Genomic DNA, 13310 nt, shown 5'->3' with positions numbered 1-13310 from the left:
CCGCCTCAGACCCAGCGCTGGAACCAGATCCGGTCCAGCCACTCCGAGTGGGTCAGCAGCTGGTTGGTGAAGATCGGCCAGAACCACGCGAAGTTGATCAGCGCGATCACGAAGTAGGACCCGGCCGCGATCACCCCGGCCGTGCGCCGCGGCGAGGGCTGCGTCGAGGTCCCGATCATCTTGCCCATCGCCAGCGTCAGCGCGAGCACCACGAACGGCAGCGTCACGACCTCGTAGAACAGGAAGATCGGCCGGTCGTCGTACTGCAGCCAGGGCAGCCAGGTCGAGGCGGTGCCGACGACGGCGATCCCGAAGCGCCAGTCGCGGCCGCCGACCCAGGTCGCCACGGCGTAGAGCAGCGCGAGGATCCCGGCCCACCAGATCGCGGGCGTGCCGATCAGCAGCACCTGCCGCAGGCAGTCGCTGTCGGGCGAGGCGTGGCAGCCCTGGGTGCCCGGCTTGATGTCGACGTCGGCGGCGACGCCGACCGGCCGGTTGAGGAGCAGCCAGCCCGACGGCTTCGAGGCGTAGGTGTGCGTGGAGTCGTTGAGGAAGTGGGTGTGGAACATGTAGACGTCGCGGTGGTAGTGCGCGAGCGAGTCGAGCGACTGCACGACCTCGCCGAAGCCCGAGGCGTCCTTCTGGTCCCGCGTCGGCCAGTCCTTGCCGCCGGCGTAGTGGGTGTACTGCGTGGCCGACAGGTGCGTCTCGTACTCCTGGGCGTGGATCAGCCAGCCGGTCCACGACGCGACGTACACCAGGACGGCGACCAGCACGACCTGCACGAACGCCGGGATGCCGTCGACCACGGCTGCCTTCAGCACGGGCCAGCGGACCCCGAACGAGCGGCGCGCGCCGGCGCTCCACAGCCAGCTGAGCACGCCGAACGCCGCGAGCGGGTAGGCCGCCTCCCACTTGCTGCCGAGCGCGAGGCCCCAGCAGATGCCGCCGAGCAGCAGCCACGGCCGGAACAGCACCCGCCGCACCGGACCCCAGCCGCCGCCGGTGACCGTCTCGGGCTGGAGCCGTGCGATCCGGGCGCGCAGCCAGAAACGGTCGTTGACCAGGCAGGCCACGCCGCAGAGCACGAAGAACGCGACGAAGATGTCGAGCAGCGCCAGCCGGGACAGCACGAACTGAAGGCCGTCGAAGCTCAGCAGCAGGCCGGCGACCAGCCCCAGCGCGGTCGAGCCGGTGATGCGGCGGGCCAGCCGGCACATCACCAGGATCATCAGCGAGCCGACGACCGCGGCCGCGATCCGCCAGCCGAACGGGTCCATGCCAAAGGCCTTCTCGCCCATCGCGATCAGCCACTTGCCGACCTCGGGGTGGACGATCATCGACGGACCGTCCTTCCACTGGTCCATCGTGTGGCCGTCGAGGATCTGCGCGTTGGCGTCGGGCTGGTAGTCCCGGACGTAGCCGAAGTGCGCCAGCGACCAGGCGTCCTTGGCGTAGTAGGTCTCGTCGAACTCGAACTCGTGCGGCGACCCGAGGTGCCACACGCGCAGGAAGAACGAGAAGAGCATCACCGCGATCGCGGATGCCCAGCCGACGACGGGGTCCTCGAAGTCCACGGCGGCCCGGGCCCGGACCCACGCGGAGGGGATCGCCCGGCGGGCGGTCGGCGCGGGGGTCGTCACGGGGGTGAACAATACGGCCCTGCCATGATCGGTCCGTGACTCCCGAACCCGGCGTGCTCGTCCTCGCCGCGACCCCGATCGGTCGCGTGGGCGACGCCCCGCCCCGCCTGGCCGAGGAGCTGGCCACCGCCGACGTCGTGGCGGCCGAGGACACCCGCCGGCTCAAGCGGCTCACCTCGGACCTCGGGGTCACGATCACCGGTCGCGTCGTGTCCTACTTCGAGGGCAACGAGACCGCCCGCACGCCCGTCCTGCTCGAGGCGCTGCTGGCCGGCGAGCGGGTCCTGCTCGTCACCGACGCGGGGATGCCCAGCGTCTCCGACCCCGGCTACCGGCTGGTGGCCGCCGCGGTCGAGGCCGACGTCCTCGTCACCGCCGTGCCCGGCCCGTCCGCGGTGCTCACCGCGCTGGCGGTCTCCGGGCTGCCCGTCGACCGGTTCTGCTTCGAGGGCTTCCTGCCGCGCAAGGCGGGCGAGCGCTCCCGCCGCCTCGCCGGGCTGGCGAACGAGGAGCGCACGATGGTCTTCTTCGAGGCGCCGCACCGCACCGAGGCCGCGCTGGCCGCGATGGCCGAGGCCCTCGGCGGCGACCGGGCCGCCGCGGTCTGCCGCGAGCTCACCAAGACCCACGAAGAGGTACGCCGCGGGCCGCTCGACGACCTGGTGGCGTGGGCCGCCGAGGGCGTGCGCGGCGAGGTCACCATCGTCGTCTCCGGCGCCCCGGAGGCGGCCGGTGTCGCCAACGACCCGGCCAGCCTGCTCGCGGCCGTCGCCGACCGCGAGGGGTCCGGGATGCCCCGCAAGGAGGCGATCGTGGAGGTCGCGAAGCTGGCGGGCGTGCCCAAGCGCGAGGTCTACAACCTGGTGCACGGTTCATGAGCGGGCGCATCACGTCGTACCTCCACGACGGCCTGACCTTCGACGTCCGCGACGAGGGACCGCTCGACGGCACGCCCGTCCTGCTCCTGCACGGCTTCCCCGAGCGCGCCGGCACCTGGCGGCACGTCGCGCCGCTCCTCCACGCGCAGGGCTTCCGGACCGTCGCGCCCGACCAGCGCGGCTACTCGCCCGGCGCCCGGCCGCGTCGCCGTCGCGACTACACGCTGCCGCTGCTGGTCGACGACGCCGCGGCCCTGATCGCCGAGATCGGCCGGCCGGTGCACGTCGTCGGGCACGACTGGGGCGCCGCCGTCGGCTACCTGCTGGCCGCCGAGTGCCCCGACCTGGTCCGCACCCTGACGGCCGTGGCCGTCCCGCACTCCGCGGCGTTCGTCCGCGCGATGCCGAGGTCCCGGCAGGGCCTCGCGTCCTGGTACATGCTCGCCTTCCAACTGCCGCGGGTCCCCGAGATGCTCGCCCGGCGGGCCGGCGGGCCGATGGAGCGCGGCTTCGCCGACGGCGGCATGACGCCCGAGGAGATCGCGACGTTCCGCCGCGAGATCGTCGAGCAGGGTGCGCTGACCGGCGCGCTGAACTGGTACCGCGCGATGCCGTTCACCCGACCCGGCGCGGTCTCCCGCCGGGTCACCGTGCCGACCACGCTGGTCTGGGGCGACGCCGACACCGCGGTGCTGCGGTCCACCGTCGAGCGCACCGCCGACTGGGTCGACGGCGACTACCGGCTCGTCGTGCTGCCCGGCGTGAGCCACTGGATCCCCAGCCAGGCGCCCGAGGAGCTCGCCCGCCACGTCCTCGAGAGAATCTCCCCATGAGCGTCGACCGCCCCACCCGCGCCCGCGCCGGCACCGAGGAGAGGTCCGGCAGCCGCCGTGACCGTGAGCGCCTGCCGGCCCCCGAGCCGCTGCCGCACCCGGTCGTGGACAACCACTGCCACCTCGACATCGCCGACGCCGACCACCCCGACGGCTGGTTCTCGACCGAGGAGGCGCTGCGGGCCGCGGCGGCCGTCGGCGTACCCCGCATCGTGCAGATCGGCTGCGACCTCCCGGGCGCCCGCTGGGCCGTCGAGGCCGCCCGCACGTACGACGCCCTCGTCGCCGGTGTCGCCCTGCACCCCAACGAGGCGCCCCGCCACGCGGCCGCCGGCACCCTCGACGAGGCGATGGCCGAGATCGAGGCGCTGGCGCAGGCCCACGACAAGGTGCGCGCCGTGGGGGAGACGGGGCTCGACACGTTCCGCACCGGCGAGGACGGCCGGGCGGCGCAGGAGGAGTCGTTCCGCCGCCACATCGACCTGGCCCGGCGTCTCGACAAGACCCTGGTGATCCACGACCGCGACGCCCACGACGACGTGCTGCGGATCATCGACGAGGAGGGGGCGCCCGACCGCTGGGTCATGCACTGCTTCTCCGGCGACCCCGACGTCGCGCGGGCCTGCCTGGACCGCGGCGCGCACCTCTCCTTCGCCGGCACGGTGACGTTCAAGAACGCCCAGCCGCTGCGCGACGCGCTCGCGATCACCCCCCGGGACCGGGTCCTCGTCGAGACCGACGCCCCCTACCTGACGCCGACGCCCTGGCGGGGACGGCCGAACGCGTCGTACCTCGTGCCGGTGACGATGCGGGCGATGGCCGAGGTCCGCGGCGAGGACCTGGAGCTGCTCTGCACGGCCGTCGACGCCAACACCGAGGTCGCGTTCGGCGGGCACTGGTAGACGTCGAGCCCCGGATATCGGACGCTTTTTGCCATCGAGAGCCTGCTCACGTTACCCGTCAGTCGGGTCTCCCTGAGTTGTCGACCCCGCCGACGCGTGGTTATGGTCGTGTGCTAACGGCCGGGATCGGGATCGATCTGACCAGTGCTGGTGGCCGCCGCAACGTCGCGGCAGCCCCGCTTCACCACACCCCCGCACACGCACGGACCACCCCTGGGTGGATCGCGCCGCGCGGACGCGCTGGCACCCGAGGCCCGGGGAGTACGACGTTCGGAACACTGTGCCCAGCAATGAGAACAGCAAGCTCGCATCCCTGACCCAGCGGCTCACCAGCAGCCGCCCTCTGATGGTCGCCCTCGCGTCCGTGGTGATCCTGGCCGTCGCCGGCACCACGATGGGGTACGCCGCTCTCAGCAAGTCGGTGACCCTCAACCTCGACGGCAAGTCCGAGAACGTCACCGCGATGGGCTCGACCGTCGGCGACGTGCTCGACGCCGAAGGCATCGACATCGGTGCCCACGACATCGTCGCTCCCGGCCTGGACGAGAAGGTGACCGACGGAAGCCGGATCACCGTCAAGTTCGGCCGCCCGCTCGACCTCGAGGTCGACGGCAAGAAGCACCACTACTGGGTGACCGCCACCGACGTGGCCGGAGCCCTCGGCGAGATCGGCCAGCGCTTCCTCGGCGCCGACCTGTCCACCAGCCGTAGCGGCTACATCCGCCGCGACGGCCTCCACCTCGAGGTCGTCACCCCCAAGACGCTGCACGTGAAGCTCGGCGCCCACAAGTGGGCCAAGCGCACCGTCACCGCGCTGACCGTCGAGGACGCTCTCAAGGAGCTCGGCGTGAAGGTGCAGAAGCACGACGAGACCGCGCCCGCCAAGCAGCACGTCCTGCACGACGGCGACAAGGTCGTCTTCACCGACGTCCGCGTGGTCCGCAAGCACGTCGACGGCGAGTCCATCGACTTCGGCACCGTCAAGCAGGAGGACTCCTCCATGCTCGAGGGCGACTCCACCGTGGTCCGCTCCGGCCAGACCGGCCTGCGCAACGTGTCCTACCGGCTCACCTACCGCAACGGCAAGCTCGCCGTGACCAAGGTGCTGCACCAGAAGGTCCTGCGCGACCCGGTCGACGAGATCCTCAAGGTCGGCACGAAGTCCGCGGCGCCCGTCTACTCCAGCGGCGACTCGGTCTGGGACCGGATCGCGGCCTGCGAGTCGGGCGGCAACTGGGCCGCCAACACCGGCAACGGCTACTACGGCGGGCTGCAGTTCAACCTCAGCACGTGGCAGGCCTACGGCGGCGTGAGCCGCCCGGACCTGACCAGCCGCGAGTACCAGATCAGCATCGCCGAGAAGGTCCGCGACGCCTCGGGTGGTTACGGTGCCTGGCCCGTGTGTGGGGCACAGGCCTGAGCCTCCACCCCGCCCCCTACGCTGGGCGCCATGTCTGACACCTCCGCCGGCCCGAGACTCCTCGGGCCGGCGGACGTGCGTCAGCTCGCCGCCGAGCTCGACCTGCGTCCCACCAAGCAGCGCGGCCAGAACTTCGTCATCGACGCCAACACGGTCCGCCGGATCGTCCGGGAGTCCCACGTGACTCCCGCCGACGTCGTCGTCGAGATCGGCCCGGGCCTCGGGTCGCTGACCCTGGCCCTGCTCGAGGTCGCCGGTCGCGTGGTCGCGATCGAGGTCGACCCCAAGCTCGCCGAGCGGCTCCCGGCCACCATCGCGGAGTACGCCCCCGGCCAGGCCGACGCCTTCGAGGTCGTCCTCGCCGATGCCATGCGCATCGAGGAGGTCCCCGGGCCGCCCCCGACCGCGCTGGTCGCCAACCTGCCCTACAACGTCTCGGTGCCGGTGCTGCTGCACATGCTGACCCTGCTCCCGTCGCTGGAGAAGGGGCTGGTCATGGTGCAGGCCGAGGTCGCCGACCGGCTCGCCGCCAAGCCCGGCTCCAAGGTGTACGGCGTCCCGTCGGTCAAGGCCGCCTGGTTCGCCGACGTGAAGCGGGCCGGGTCGATCGGCCGCAACGTCTTCTGGCCGGCCCCCAACGTCGACTCCGGGCTGGTCGCCTGGACCCGGCGCGAGCCGCCCGCCACCACCGCCACCCGCCAGCAGGTCTTCGCCGTCGTCGACGCCGCCTTCGCCCACCGGCGCAAGGCGCTGCGCGGCGCGCTCCGGGAGCTGGCCGGCTCCGCCGAGGCCGCGACCGCGGCCCTCGAGCACGCCGGCGTCGACCCGATGACCCGCGGCGAGGCGCTGCCCGTCGAGGCGTTCGTGAAGATCGCCGAAGGACTGATGCTGCCGTGACCACGACCGTCCGGGTCCCCGCGAAGATCAACCTCCACCTCGGCGTCGGTGCGCCGCGCGAGGACGGCTTCCACCCGCTGGTGACCGTCTACCAGGCCGTCGGGCTGTACGACGACCTCACCGCCGCCGAGGCACCCGACTGGCGCTTCGGCATCACCGTCGCCGACCACATCGAGCCCGGCAGCGTGCCGACCGACGGCGACAACATCGTCGACCACGCGGCCGACCTGCTCGCGGCCCACCACGGGATCGAGCGGACCGGCGACGTGCTGGTCACCAAGGCGATCCCGGTCGCGGGCGGCATGGCCGGCGGCTCGGCCGATGCCGCCGCGGCGCTCGTCGCCCTCGACCGGTTGTGGGACGCCGAGACGTCCGACGACGACCTGCTCGGCCTGGCCGCGCAGCTCGGGAGCGACGTACCTTTTGCGCTGTTCGGGGGCACCGCCCTCGGTGTCGGGCGCGGCGAGCTCGTCACGCCGGTCGTCGACACCGGCACGTGGTGGTGGGTCGTGGTGCCGTCGGCCGAGGGGCTCTCGACGCCCGAGGTCTACCGCCACTTCGACGAGCTGTTCCCCGACGCCCCGGCCGAGCCGCCCGCGGCCGACGGCCTGCTCGCGGCGCTGGCCTCGCGCGACCCGCACCAGCTCGGCGCGCTGCTCCACAACGACCTCCAGGCCGCCGCGTGCGACCTGCGCCCCGACCTCGAGGCGTTGATCGAGCGCGGCGAGGCCGCCGGCGCGATCCGCGGCCTCGTGTCGGGCTCGGGCCCCACGGTCGTCTTCCTCTGCGAGTCCGGCGACCACGCGCGCGCGGTGGCCGGCTCCCTCGACGAGAGCGTGGTGCTCGTGGCCAACGGCCCGGTCGCCGGCGCGCACGTCGTCCACTACGACACCTCGGGTGACCCGCGCTGATGGCCAACCTCCTCAACCTCGAGCGCGTCTCCAAGTCCTACGGCGTGCGCCCGCTGCTCACCGAGGTCTCCCTCGGCATCGCCGTGGGGGAGCGGATCGGCATCGTCGGCCGCAACGGCGACGGCAAGACCACGCTGCTGGAGGTCATGACCGGGCTCGAGGAGCCCGACACCGGCCGGGTCTCGCGCACGCGCGGGCTGCTCGTCGGCTACCTCCACCAGGGCGACGAGCTCGTCGACACCCACTCGGTCCGCGAGGCCGTGCTCGGCGGCATGTCCGACCACGAGTGGGCCGCCGACTCGCGCAGCCGCGAGATCGTCGAGGTGCTGCTCGCGGGCGTCTCGCTCGACCGCGCCGTGCTCGGCCTCTCCGGTGGCGAGCGCCGCCGCTGCTCGCTGGCCGCCCTGCTGCTCGGCGACCACGACCTGATCGTCTTGGACGAGCCCACCAACCACCTCGACGTCGAGGCCGTCGCGTGGCTGGCCTCCCACATGGCCCAGCGCACCTCGGCGATGGTGGTCGTCACCCACGACCGGTGGTTCCTCGACGAGGTCTGCCAGTCGACCTGGGAGGTCCACGACGGCGTCGTGGACGCCTACGAGGGCGGCTACGCGGCGTACGTCCTGGCGAAGGCGGAGCGCCAGCGGCAGGCCTCCGCGTCGGAGACCCGCCGCCAGAACCTCGCCCGCAAGGAGCTGGCCTGGCTGCGCCGCGGCGCCCCGGCGCGTACGTCGAAGCCGAAGTTCCGCATCGACGCGGCCAACGCGCTGATCGAGGACGTGCCGCCGCCGCGCGACCGGCTGGAGCTGCAGAAGTTCGCGACCCAGCGGCTCGGCAAGGACGTCATCGACATCGAGGACGTCGACCTGGCGCGCGGCGAGAAGAAGCTGTTGTCGCACGCGACCTGGCGGCTCGGACCGGGCGACCGGGTCGGCATCGTCGGCGTCAACGGCGCCGGCAAGACCTCCGTGCTGTCGCTGATCTCGGGCGAGCTGGCGCCGTCCGCCGGGCGCGTGAAGCAGGGCCGCACGGTCGCGATGCAGCACCTCACCCAGGCGCTGGACGACCTCGACCCCGAGGGCCGGGTGCTGCCGACGGTCGAGTCGATCCGCCGGGTCACCAAGACCCTCGACGGCTCCGAGCTGACTGCCACCTCGATGCTCGAGCGCTTCGGCTTCACCGGCGACCGGCTCACCGCCCGGATCGGCGACCTGTCCGGTGGCGAGCGCCGTCGCTTCCAGCTGCTGCGGCTGCTGCTCACCGAGCCCAACGTGCTGCTCCTCGACGAGCCCACCAACGACTTGGACATCGACACCCTCAACGTCCTCGAGGACTTCCTCGACGGCTGGCCCGGCACCCTCGTCGTCGTCTCCCACGACCGCTACTTCCTCGAGCGGGTCACCGACTCGATCTGGGCGCTCCTGGGCGACGGGCAGATCTCGATGCTGCCCCGCGGCGTCGACGAGTACCTCGAGCGCCGCGCCCAGGGGGCACTGGGGGGCACTCCCAGCACGCCGAGCGGGCAGTTGGGGGCACTCTCAGAGGACCGAGCGGGCGCTTCGGGGCAGTCCCAGTCCGCCACCCCCGGGGTGAAGGCCGGCTCGGCCGAGGAGCGCGCGGCGCGCAAGAACCTCGCCCGCCTCGACAAGATGATGGAGAAGCTCTCCGCCCGTGAGGCCGAGCTGAACGCCCAGATCGCCGAGCACGCCCAGGACTACGAGAAGCTTGCGACACTGAGTGCCGAGCTCAACGCGGTCACCGCCGAGCGCGAGGAGCTCGAGCTGGAGTGGCTGGAGGCCGCCGAGGCGCTCGAGTAGTGCCTCGGAACGCCCTCTCGTCGGGGTGAGAGTGCCCCCAACTGCCCTCTCAGCTGAAGGGGGCCAGGAGGGTGCGCAGGAGCGCGGCCAGCCGGGCGCGGTCCTTGGTGGGGAGCCCGGCCAGGAACGTCTTCTCGGCCTCGAGCAGCGCTTCGAAGGCCCCGTCGACGGCGGTCTTGCCCTCGGCGGTGAGCCGGACGATCACGCCGCGGCGGTCCTCCGGGTCGGGGTAGCGCTCGACGAAGCCGCGGGCAGCGAGCCGGTCGACGCGGTTGGTCATGGTCCCGCTGGTCACGAGGGTCTCGCGCAGGAGGCGCCCCGGCGACAGCTCGTACGGCGCTCCCGCGCGGCGCAGTGCCGCCAGCACGTCGAACTCCCACGACTCGATGCCGTGCTGGGTGAAGGCGGCCCGACGGGCCAGGTCGAGGTGGCGGGCCAGCCGGGAGATGCGGCTGAAGACCGCCACGGGCGCCAGGTCGAGGTCGGACCGCTCGCGCGTCCATGCCTCGACCAGCTCGTCGACCTCGTCCCTCATGCCCGCATCGTAGCGGGTGGGTCGAGAATCTTGACATCGAGACACTTGGGATCCACGATGGGAAGTGTCTTGATATCAAGAGATCTCGGCAAGGCTCGATCACCGAACAGACTCGATCACCGAACAGGCTCGATCGCCGAAGGGGACAAGCCATGGCACACACCTGGGACCCGGACCGCTACCTCACCTACGCCGACGAGCGCGGCCGCCCCTTCGTCGAGCTGGTCAGCCGGATCGGCGCCGACGACCCGGCCACGGTCGTCGACCTGGGCTGCGGCCCGGGCAACCTCACCTCGCTCCTCGCCGACCGGTGGCCCGGCGCGGCCGTGAGTGGCCTCGACTCCAGCCCCGAGATGATCGCCGCAGCCCGGGAGGCCGATGGCCGGGTCGACTACGCCGTCGGCGACCTGCGCGAATGGGTCTCGGCAGGCTCGACCCACGACCGCGTCGACGTGCTCGTCTCCAACGCCACCCTCCAGTGGCTGCCCGACCACCTGGAGCTGCTGCCGCGACTGGTCGCGCGGGTGCGTCCCGGCGGCTGGTTCGCCTTCCAGGTGCCCGGCAACTTCGACGAGCCGAGCCACACCATCCGGCGCGACCTGGCCGCGGAGCAGCCCTACGCCGCCCACACCGCCGGCGTCGCCGTCCCCGACAGCCACGACCCCGTGACCTACCTCGAGGCCCTGACCGCGCTCGGCTGCGAGGTCGACGCGTGGGAGACGACGTACCTCCACGTCCTGACCGGCGAGGACCCGGTCTTCACCTGGGTCTCCGGCACCGGCGCCCGGCCGACGCTGCAGGCGCTGCCCGACGACCTGCGACCCGGATTCGAGGCGGAGTTCAAGAGGCGGCTGCGGGAGGCCTACCCGCCGCGCGAGCACAGTGTCGTGATGCCGTTCCGCCGCATCTTCGTGGTCGCGCGGGTCTCGGCAAGCTCGACCACCGAGCGCTCAAGCGCGACCACCGAGCGATGAGGCTCCATCACGTCCAGGTCGCCTGCCCGCCCGGCGGCGAGGACGACGCACGCCGCTTCTACGGCGAGGGCCTGGGCATGACCGAGGTCGCCAAGCCCGCCGACCTGGCGCGGCGGGGCGGCGCGTGGTTCCGCGCGTTCGACGGCGAGGCCGTCACCGCCGAGGTCCACGTCGGCGTCGAGGACCCGTTCGCCCCCGCCCGCAAGGCGCACCCGGCGTTCGTGCTCGACCGTGAGCAGTACGACGCGGTGCTGGCGCGGCTGGACGAGCTCGGGTTCGCGCCCGACCGGAGCCAGGCCGACTCGTTCCCGGGCCACGAGCGCTTCCACGTCTTCGACGGCCACGGCAACCGGGTCGAGGTGCTCACCCCGCGCGAGCGGTGAGTGGTGTCACAGCGCGCAGAGGTTACCGGCCGGTAGCATGCGGCCCATGAGCCAGGTCCTCACGTTGTGGAACAAGACCACCGCACTGCCCCAGGGCAAGCGCATCTTCTCGCTGCTGTTCTCGCAGAAGGCGCCGTACTTCGCCACCATCCACCCCCGCTTCCAGGAGATCCGGCCCAACTACGCCGAGCTGGTCATCCCCAAGCGCCGGGCCGTGCACAACCACATCAAGACCGTGCACGCGATCGCGCTGTGCAACGGCCTCGAGGCCGCGATGGGTGCGCTCGCCGAGGTGACGATCCCGGCGGACAAGCGCTGGATCCCCAAGGGCATGGACATCAGCTACACCGCCAAGGCGACCAGCGACATCACCTGCATCGCCGAGACCGACCCCGAGCAGTGGACCTCCGACAACCCGGACCTCCCGGTGCGGGTGAAGGGGATCCGCGAGGACGGCGAGGTCGTGATCGAGGGCGTCATCAAGCTCTGGGTGACCCCCAAGACGCCTAGGAAGTAGCCGCCACGAACACCGGGTTGGTCAGCGCCACCATCGGCGCGCCCGGGAAGTCGTCGACCGGGCTGACGACCACGTCGTCGGTTCGGCGCACCTCCGCCCGCACGAACGGCGTCGACCCCGGCACCTGCACCGTCACGACAGCGCGGCCCGCGGAGTCGGCGACCCCGCCCGCCAGCACGCCCTCGGGCCCGCGGACCTGCGCCAGCGCGCCGGGCACGCCCTTGACCACCAGGCGTACGTCGACCACGTCGGTCGGCGTGGCCCCCACCCCGTCACCGCACTCCGCGACCCGGTCGCCGAGGGTGGCGGTGAACGTCAGGTGCACCTTGGAGGACTCCGCGATCCACGCGTGCCCGCCGCGCAGCGCGGTGATGATCGCGCCGCTCGACAGCGACGTGGCCCGGACGACGGTCTGCGACAGCCCGACGGTCTGCTCGGGCGTGTGCGAGTCGGAGTTGCCGACGACCGGCAGGTAGCGACCGGACACGAGCAGGTCGTGCCAGTGCTCGACGCAGGTCTGGTCGTCGCCGGTCCACGGCCCGTTCCAGACCTCGATCGCGTCCAGGTCGGCGAAGTCGAGCCCGAAGTCCCACTTGATGCTCGGCACGGGGTTGAAGGGGTGCGCGACGATCGCGAGCCCGCCCAGCTCGCGCACGCGCGCGGCGTACGTCGGGAACTCGCCGTCCGCGGCCCGGTAGCGCCAGTCGATCCACGACCCGGCCGGCAGCCCGACGGCCAGCCAGTGCCCGTTGCGGGTGGTGACCTCCTCGCCGGTCATGACGAGGAAGTCGTCGGGGACGTACTTCCCCCAGGCCAGGTGCGCCGAGATCGTGTTGTGCTCGCTGGAGTTGATGAAGTCCAGGCCCGCCTTGCGGGCGGCGGTGATCATCTCGGGCAGCGTGCGCTTGCCGTCGGAGTGGATCGTGTGGAGGTGCAGGTCGCCGCGGTACCAGCCCGGTCCGGTGCCCTTCACCCGCCGCGGGGGCGGGTGCGGCACGAACGCCGGGCCCTGCGGGCCGAAGTGCAGCGTCACGCGGACCTCGTACGGCGTCCCCGGCGGGATGATCGTGTAGGGGCCGAGCAGGATGTTCCAGACCCCGACCGTGATCGGGCCAGGGACGTAGCCGGGGGTGGCGCCGGACCGGCTGATCCAGAACTTCCGCCGCGCGCCGCCCGACCAGCCGCGGAAGCCCGCGCTGTCGCCCAGGTCGTGCCCGGACGGGTCGAAGATCCCGATGTCGACCACGTTGTAGCTGAAGCCCACGCCGGTGTCGGTGGGGGAGAACGTGTACGAGACCTCGATCGCGTTGACCCCGGCCGGCACCGAGAACGGCAGGTAGTGCCAGTCCGGGGTGTTGGCGTCGGTGAACTCGCCGCGGAAGACCTTGGTCTTCGTCGTGCCCGCGCTCGCCGGTTCGAACTCGAGCAGGGCCGCGGTGGTGACGACGCCCGCGCCGGCGGCGAGGAGGGCGCGGCGGTCGAGATGGGGGCCGTGGCCCGTGGAGGAGCAGTGGTGGTCGCACATGGTGGGGCCAATATGCCCTCCCGGGGCGCGGACCGTGCACGATTCCCGCGGGCCCCGTGCGCCGCCGTACCCTTG

Annotated in this window: 13 protein-coding genes; 10 read left to right on the top strand and 3 right to left on the bottom strand. The window is 72.4% G+C overall.

What is annotated here, in order from left to right:
- Positions 1 to 5: 5 nt before the first annotated feature.
- Positions 6 to 1643 carry a dolichyl-phosphate-mannose--protein mannosyltransferase gene (locus EJF31_RS17440; RefSeq protein WP_260430926.1) on the bottom strand — a complete coding sequence of 546 codons (1638 nt, stop codon included), beginning with the start codon at positions 1641 to 1643 and terminating at the stop codon, positions 6 to 8.
- Between the two features lie 35 nt (positions 1644 to 1678).
- Here EJF31_RS17440 and rsmI point away from each other — a divergent pair, with 35 nt between their 5' ends.
- The 7 genes from rsmI (at position 1679) to EJF31_RS17405 (ending at position 9301) form a co-directional block, all read left to right on the top strand.
- Positions 1679 to 2521 (top strand): 16S rRNA (cytidine(1402)-2'-O)-methyltransferase, encoded by an 843-nt coding sequence (gene rsmI / locus EJF31_RS17435; RefSeq protein WP_125038393.1) that lies wholly within the window; start codon positions 1679 to 1681, stop codon positions 2519 to 2521.
- Positions 2518 to 3354 carry an alpha/beta fold hydrolase gene (locus tag EJF31_RS17430; protein WP_125038392.1) on the top strand — a complete coding sequence of 279 codons (837 nt, stop codon included), beginning with the start codon at positions 2518 to 2520 and terminating at the stop codon, positions 3352 to 3354. The genes rsmI and EJF31_RS17430 overlap by 4 nt, the downstream gene beginning before the upstream one ends.
- Complete coding sequence (locus tag EJF31_RS17425; RefSeq protein WP_125038391.1) at positions 3351 to 4256, top strand: TatD family hydrolase; 906 nt, start codon at positions 3351 to 3353, stop codon at positions 4254 to 4256. Before EJF31_RS17430 ends, EJF31_RS17425 begins: the two co-directional genes overlap by 4 nt.
- 280 nt (positions 4257 to 4536) lie before the next feature.
- The gene (locus EJF31_RS17420; protein ID WP_307718980.1) at positions 4537 to 5676 is read left to right on the top strand and encodes a resuscitation-promoting factor; all 1140 of its coding nucleotides are present in this window, start codon (positions 4537 to 4539) and stop codon (positions 5674 to 5676) included.
- 30 nt (positions 5677 to 5706) lie between these two features.
- A complete protein-coding gene (gene rsmA, locus EJF31_RS17415) occupies positions 5707 to 6573 on the top strand; it encodes a 16S rRNA (adenine(1518)-N(6)/adenine(1519)-N(6))-dimethyltransferase RsmA (protein WP_125038390.1) in 867 nt (288 codons plus the stop codon).
- The gene (locus tag EJF31_RS17410) at positions 6570 to 7484 is read left to right on the top strand and encodes a 4-(cytidine 5'-diphospho)-2-C-methyl-D-erythritol kinase (RefSeq protein ID WP_125038389.1); all 915 of its coding nucleotides are present in this window, start codon (positions 6570 to 6572) and stop codon (positions 7482 to 7484) included. Before rsmA ends, EJF31_RS17410 begins: the two co-directional genes overlap by 4 nt.
- A complete protein-coding gene (locus EJF31_RS17405; RefSeq protein WP_125038388.1) occupies positions 7484 to 9301 on the top strand; it encodes an ABC-F family ATP-binding cassette domain-containing protein in 1818 nt (605 codons plus the stop codon). Before EJF31_RS17410 ends, EJF31_RS17405 begins: the two co-directional genes overlap by 1 nt.
- Before the next feature lie 49 nt (positions 9302 to 9350).
- On the opposite strand, the gene EJF31_RS17400 is transcribed toward EJF31_RS17405, so the two are convergent.
- Positions 9351 to 9836: a MarR family winged helix-turn-helix transcriptional regulator gene (locus tag EJF31_RS17400; protein ID WP_125038387.1), complete on the bottom strand. Its 486-nt coding sequence runs from the start codon at positions 9834 to 9836 to the stop codon at positions 9351 to 9353.
- Between the two features lie 152 nt (positions 9837 to 9988).
- Here EJF31_RS17400 and EJF31_RS17395 point away from each other — a divergent pair, with 152 nt between their 5' ends.
- From EJF31_RS17395 to EJF31_RS17385, 3 genes are read left to right on the top strand one after another with little or no spacing between them, the layout of a single operon-like run.
- A complete protein-coding gene (locus EJF31_RS17395; protein ID WP_125038386.1) occupies positions 9989 to 10810 on the top strand; it encodes a trans-aconitate 2-methyltransferase in 822 nt (273 codons plus the stop codon).
- Positions 10807 to 11193, top strand: coding sequence for a VOC family protein (locus tag EJF31_RS17390; RefSeq protein WP_125038385.1), 387 nt, complete (start codon positions 10807 to 10809; stop codon positions 11191 to 11193). The genes EJF31_RS17395 and EJF31_RS17390 overlap by 4 nt, the downstream gene beginning before the upstream one ends.
- Positions 11194 to 11239: 46 nt before the next feature.
- On the top strand, positions 11240 to 11710 hold the full coding sequence (locus tag EJF31_RS17385; protein WP_125038384.1) for a hotdog fold domain-containing protein: 471 nt from the start codon (positions 11240 to 11242) through the stop codon (positions 11708 to 11710).
- On the opposite strand, the gene EJF31_RS17380 is transcribed toward EJF31_RS17385, so the two are convergent.
- Positions 11700 to 13235: a CehA/McbA family metallohydrolase gene (locus EJF31_RS17380; RefSeq protein WP_125038383.1), complete on the bottom strand. Its 1536-nt coding sequence runs from the start codon at positions 13233 to 13235 to the stop codon at positions 11700 to 11702. The two genes, EJF31_RS17385 and EJF31_RS17380, sit on opposite strands and share 11 nt — an antisense overlap.
- Between the last annotated feature and the right edge of the window lie 75 nt (positions 13236 to 13310).

Origin of the sequence: Nocardioides sp. LS1 (genome assembly GCF_003865225.1) — a bacterium.
In the GTDB taxonomy this organism is placed as follows: Bacteria; Actinomycetota; Actinomycetes; order Propionibacteriales; family Nocardioidaceae; genus Nocardioides; species Nocardioides ginsengisegetis.
Note: the sequence above shows the minus strand (reverse complement) of the source record. Positions and strands in the feature narration are given on the sequence as shown.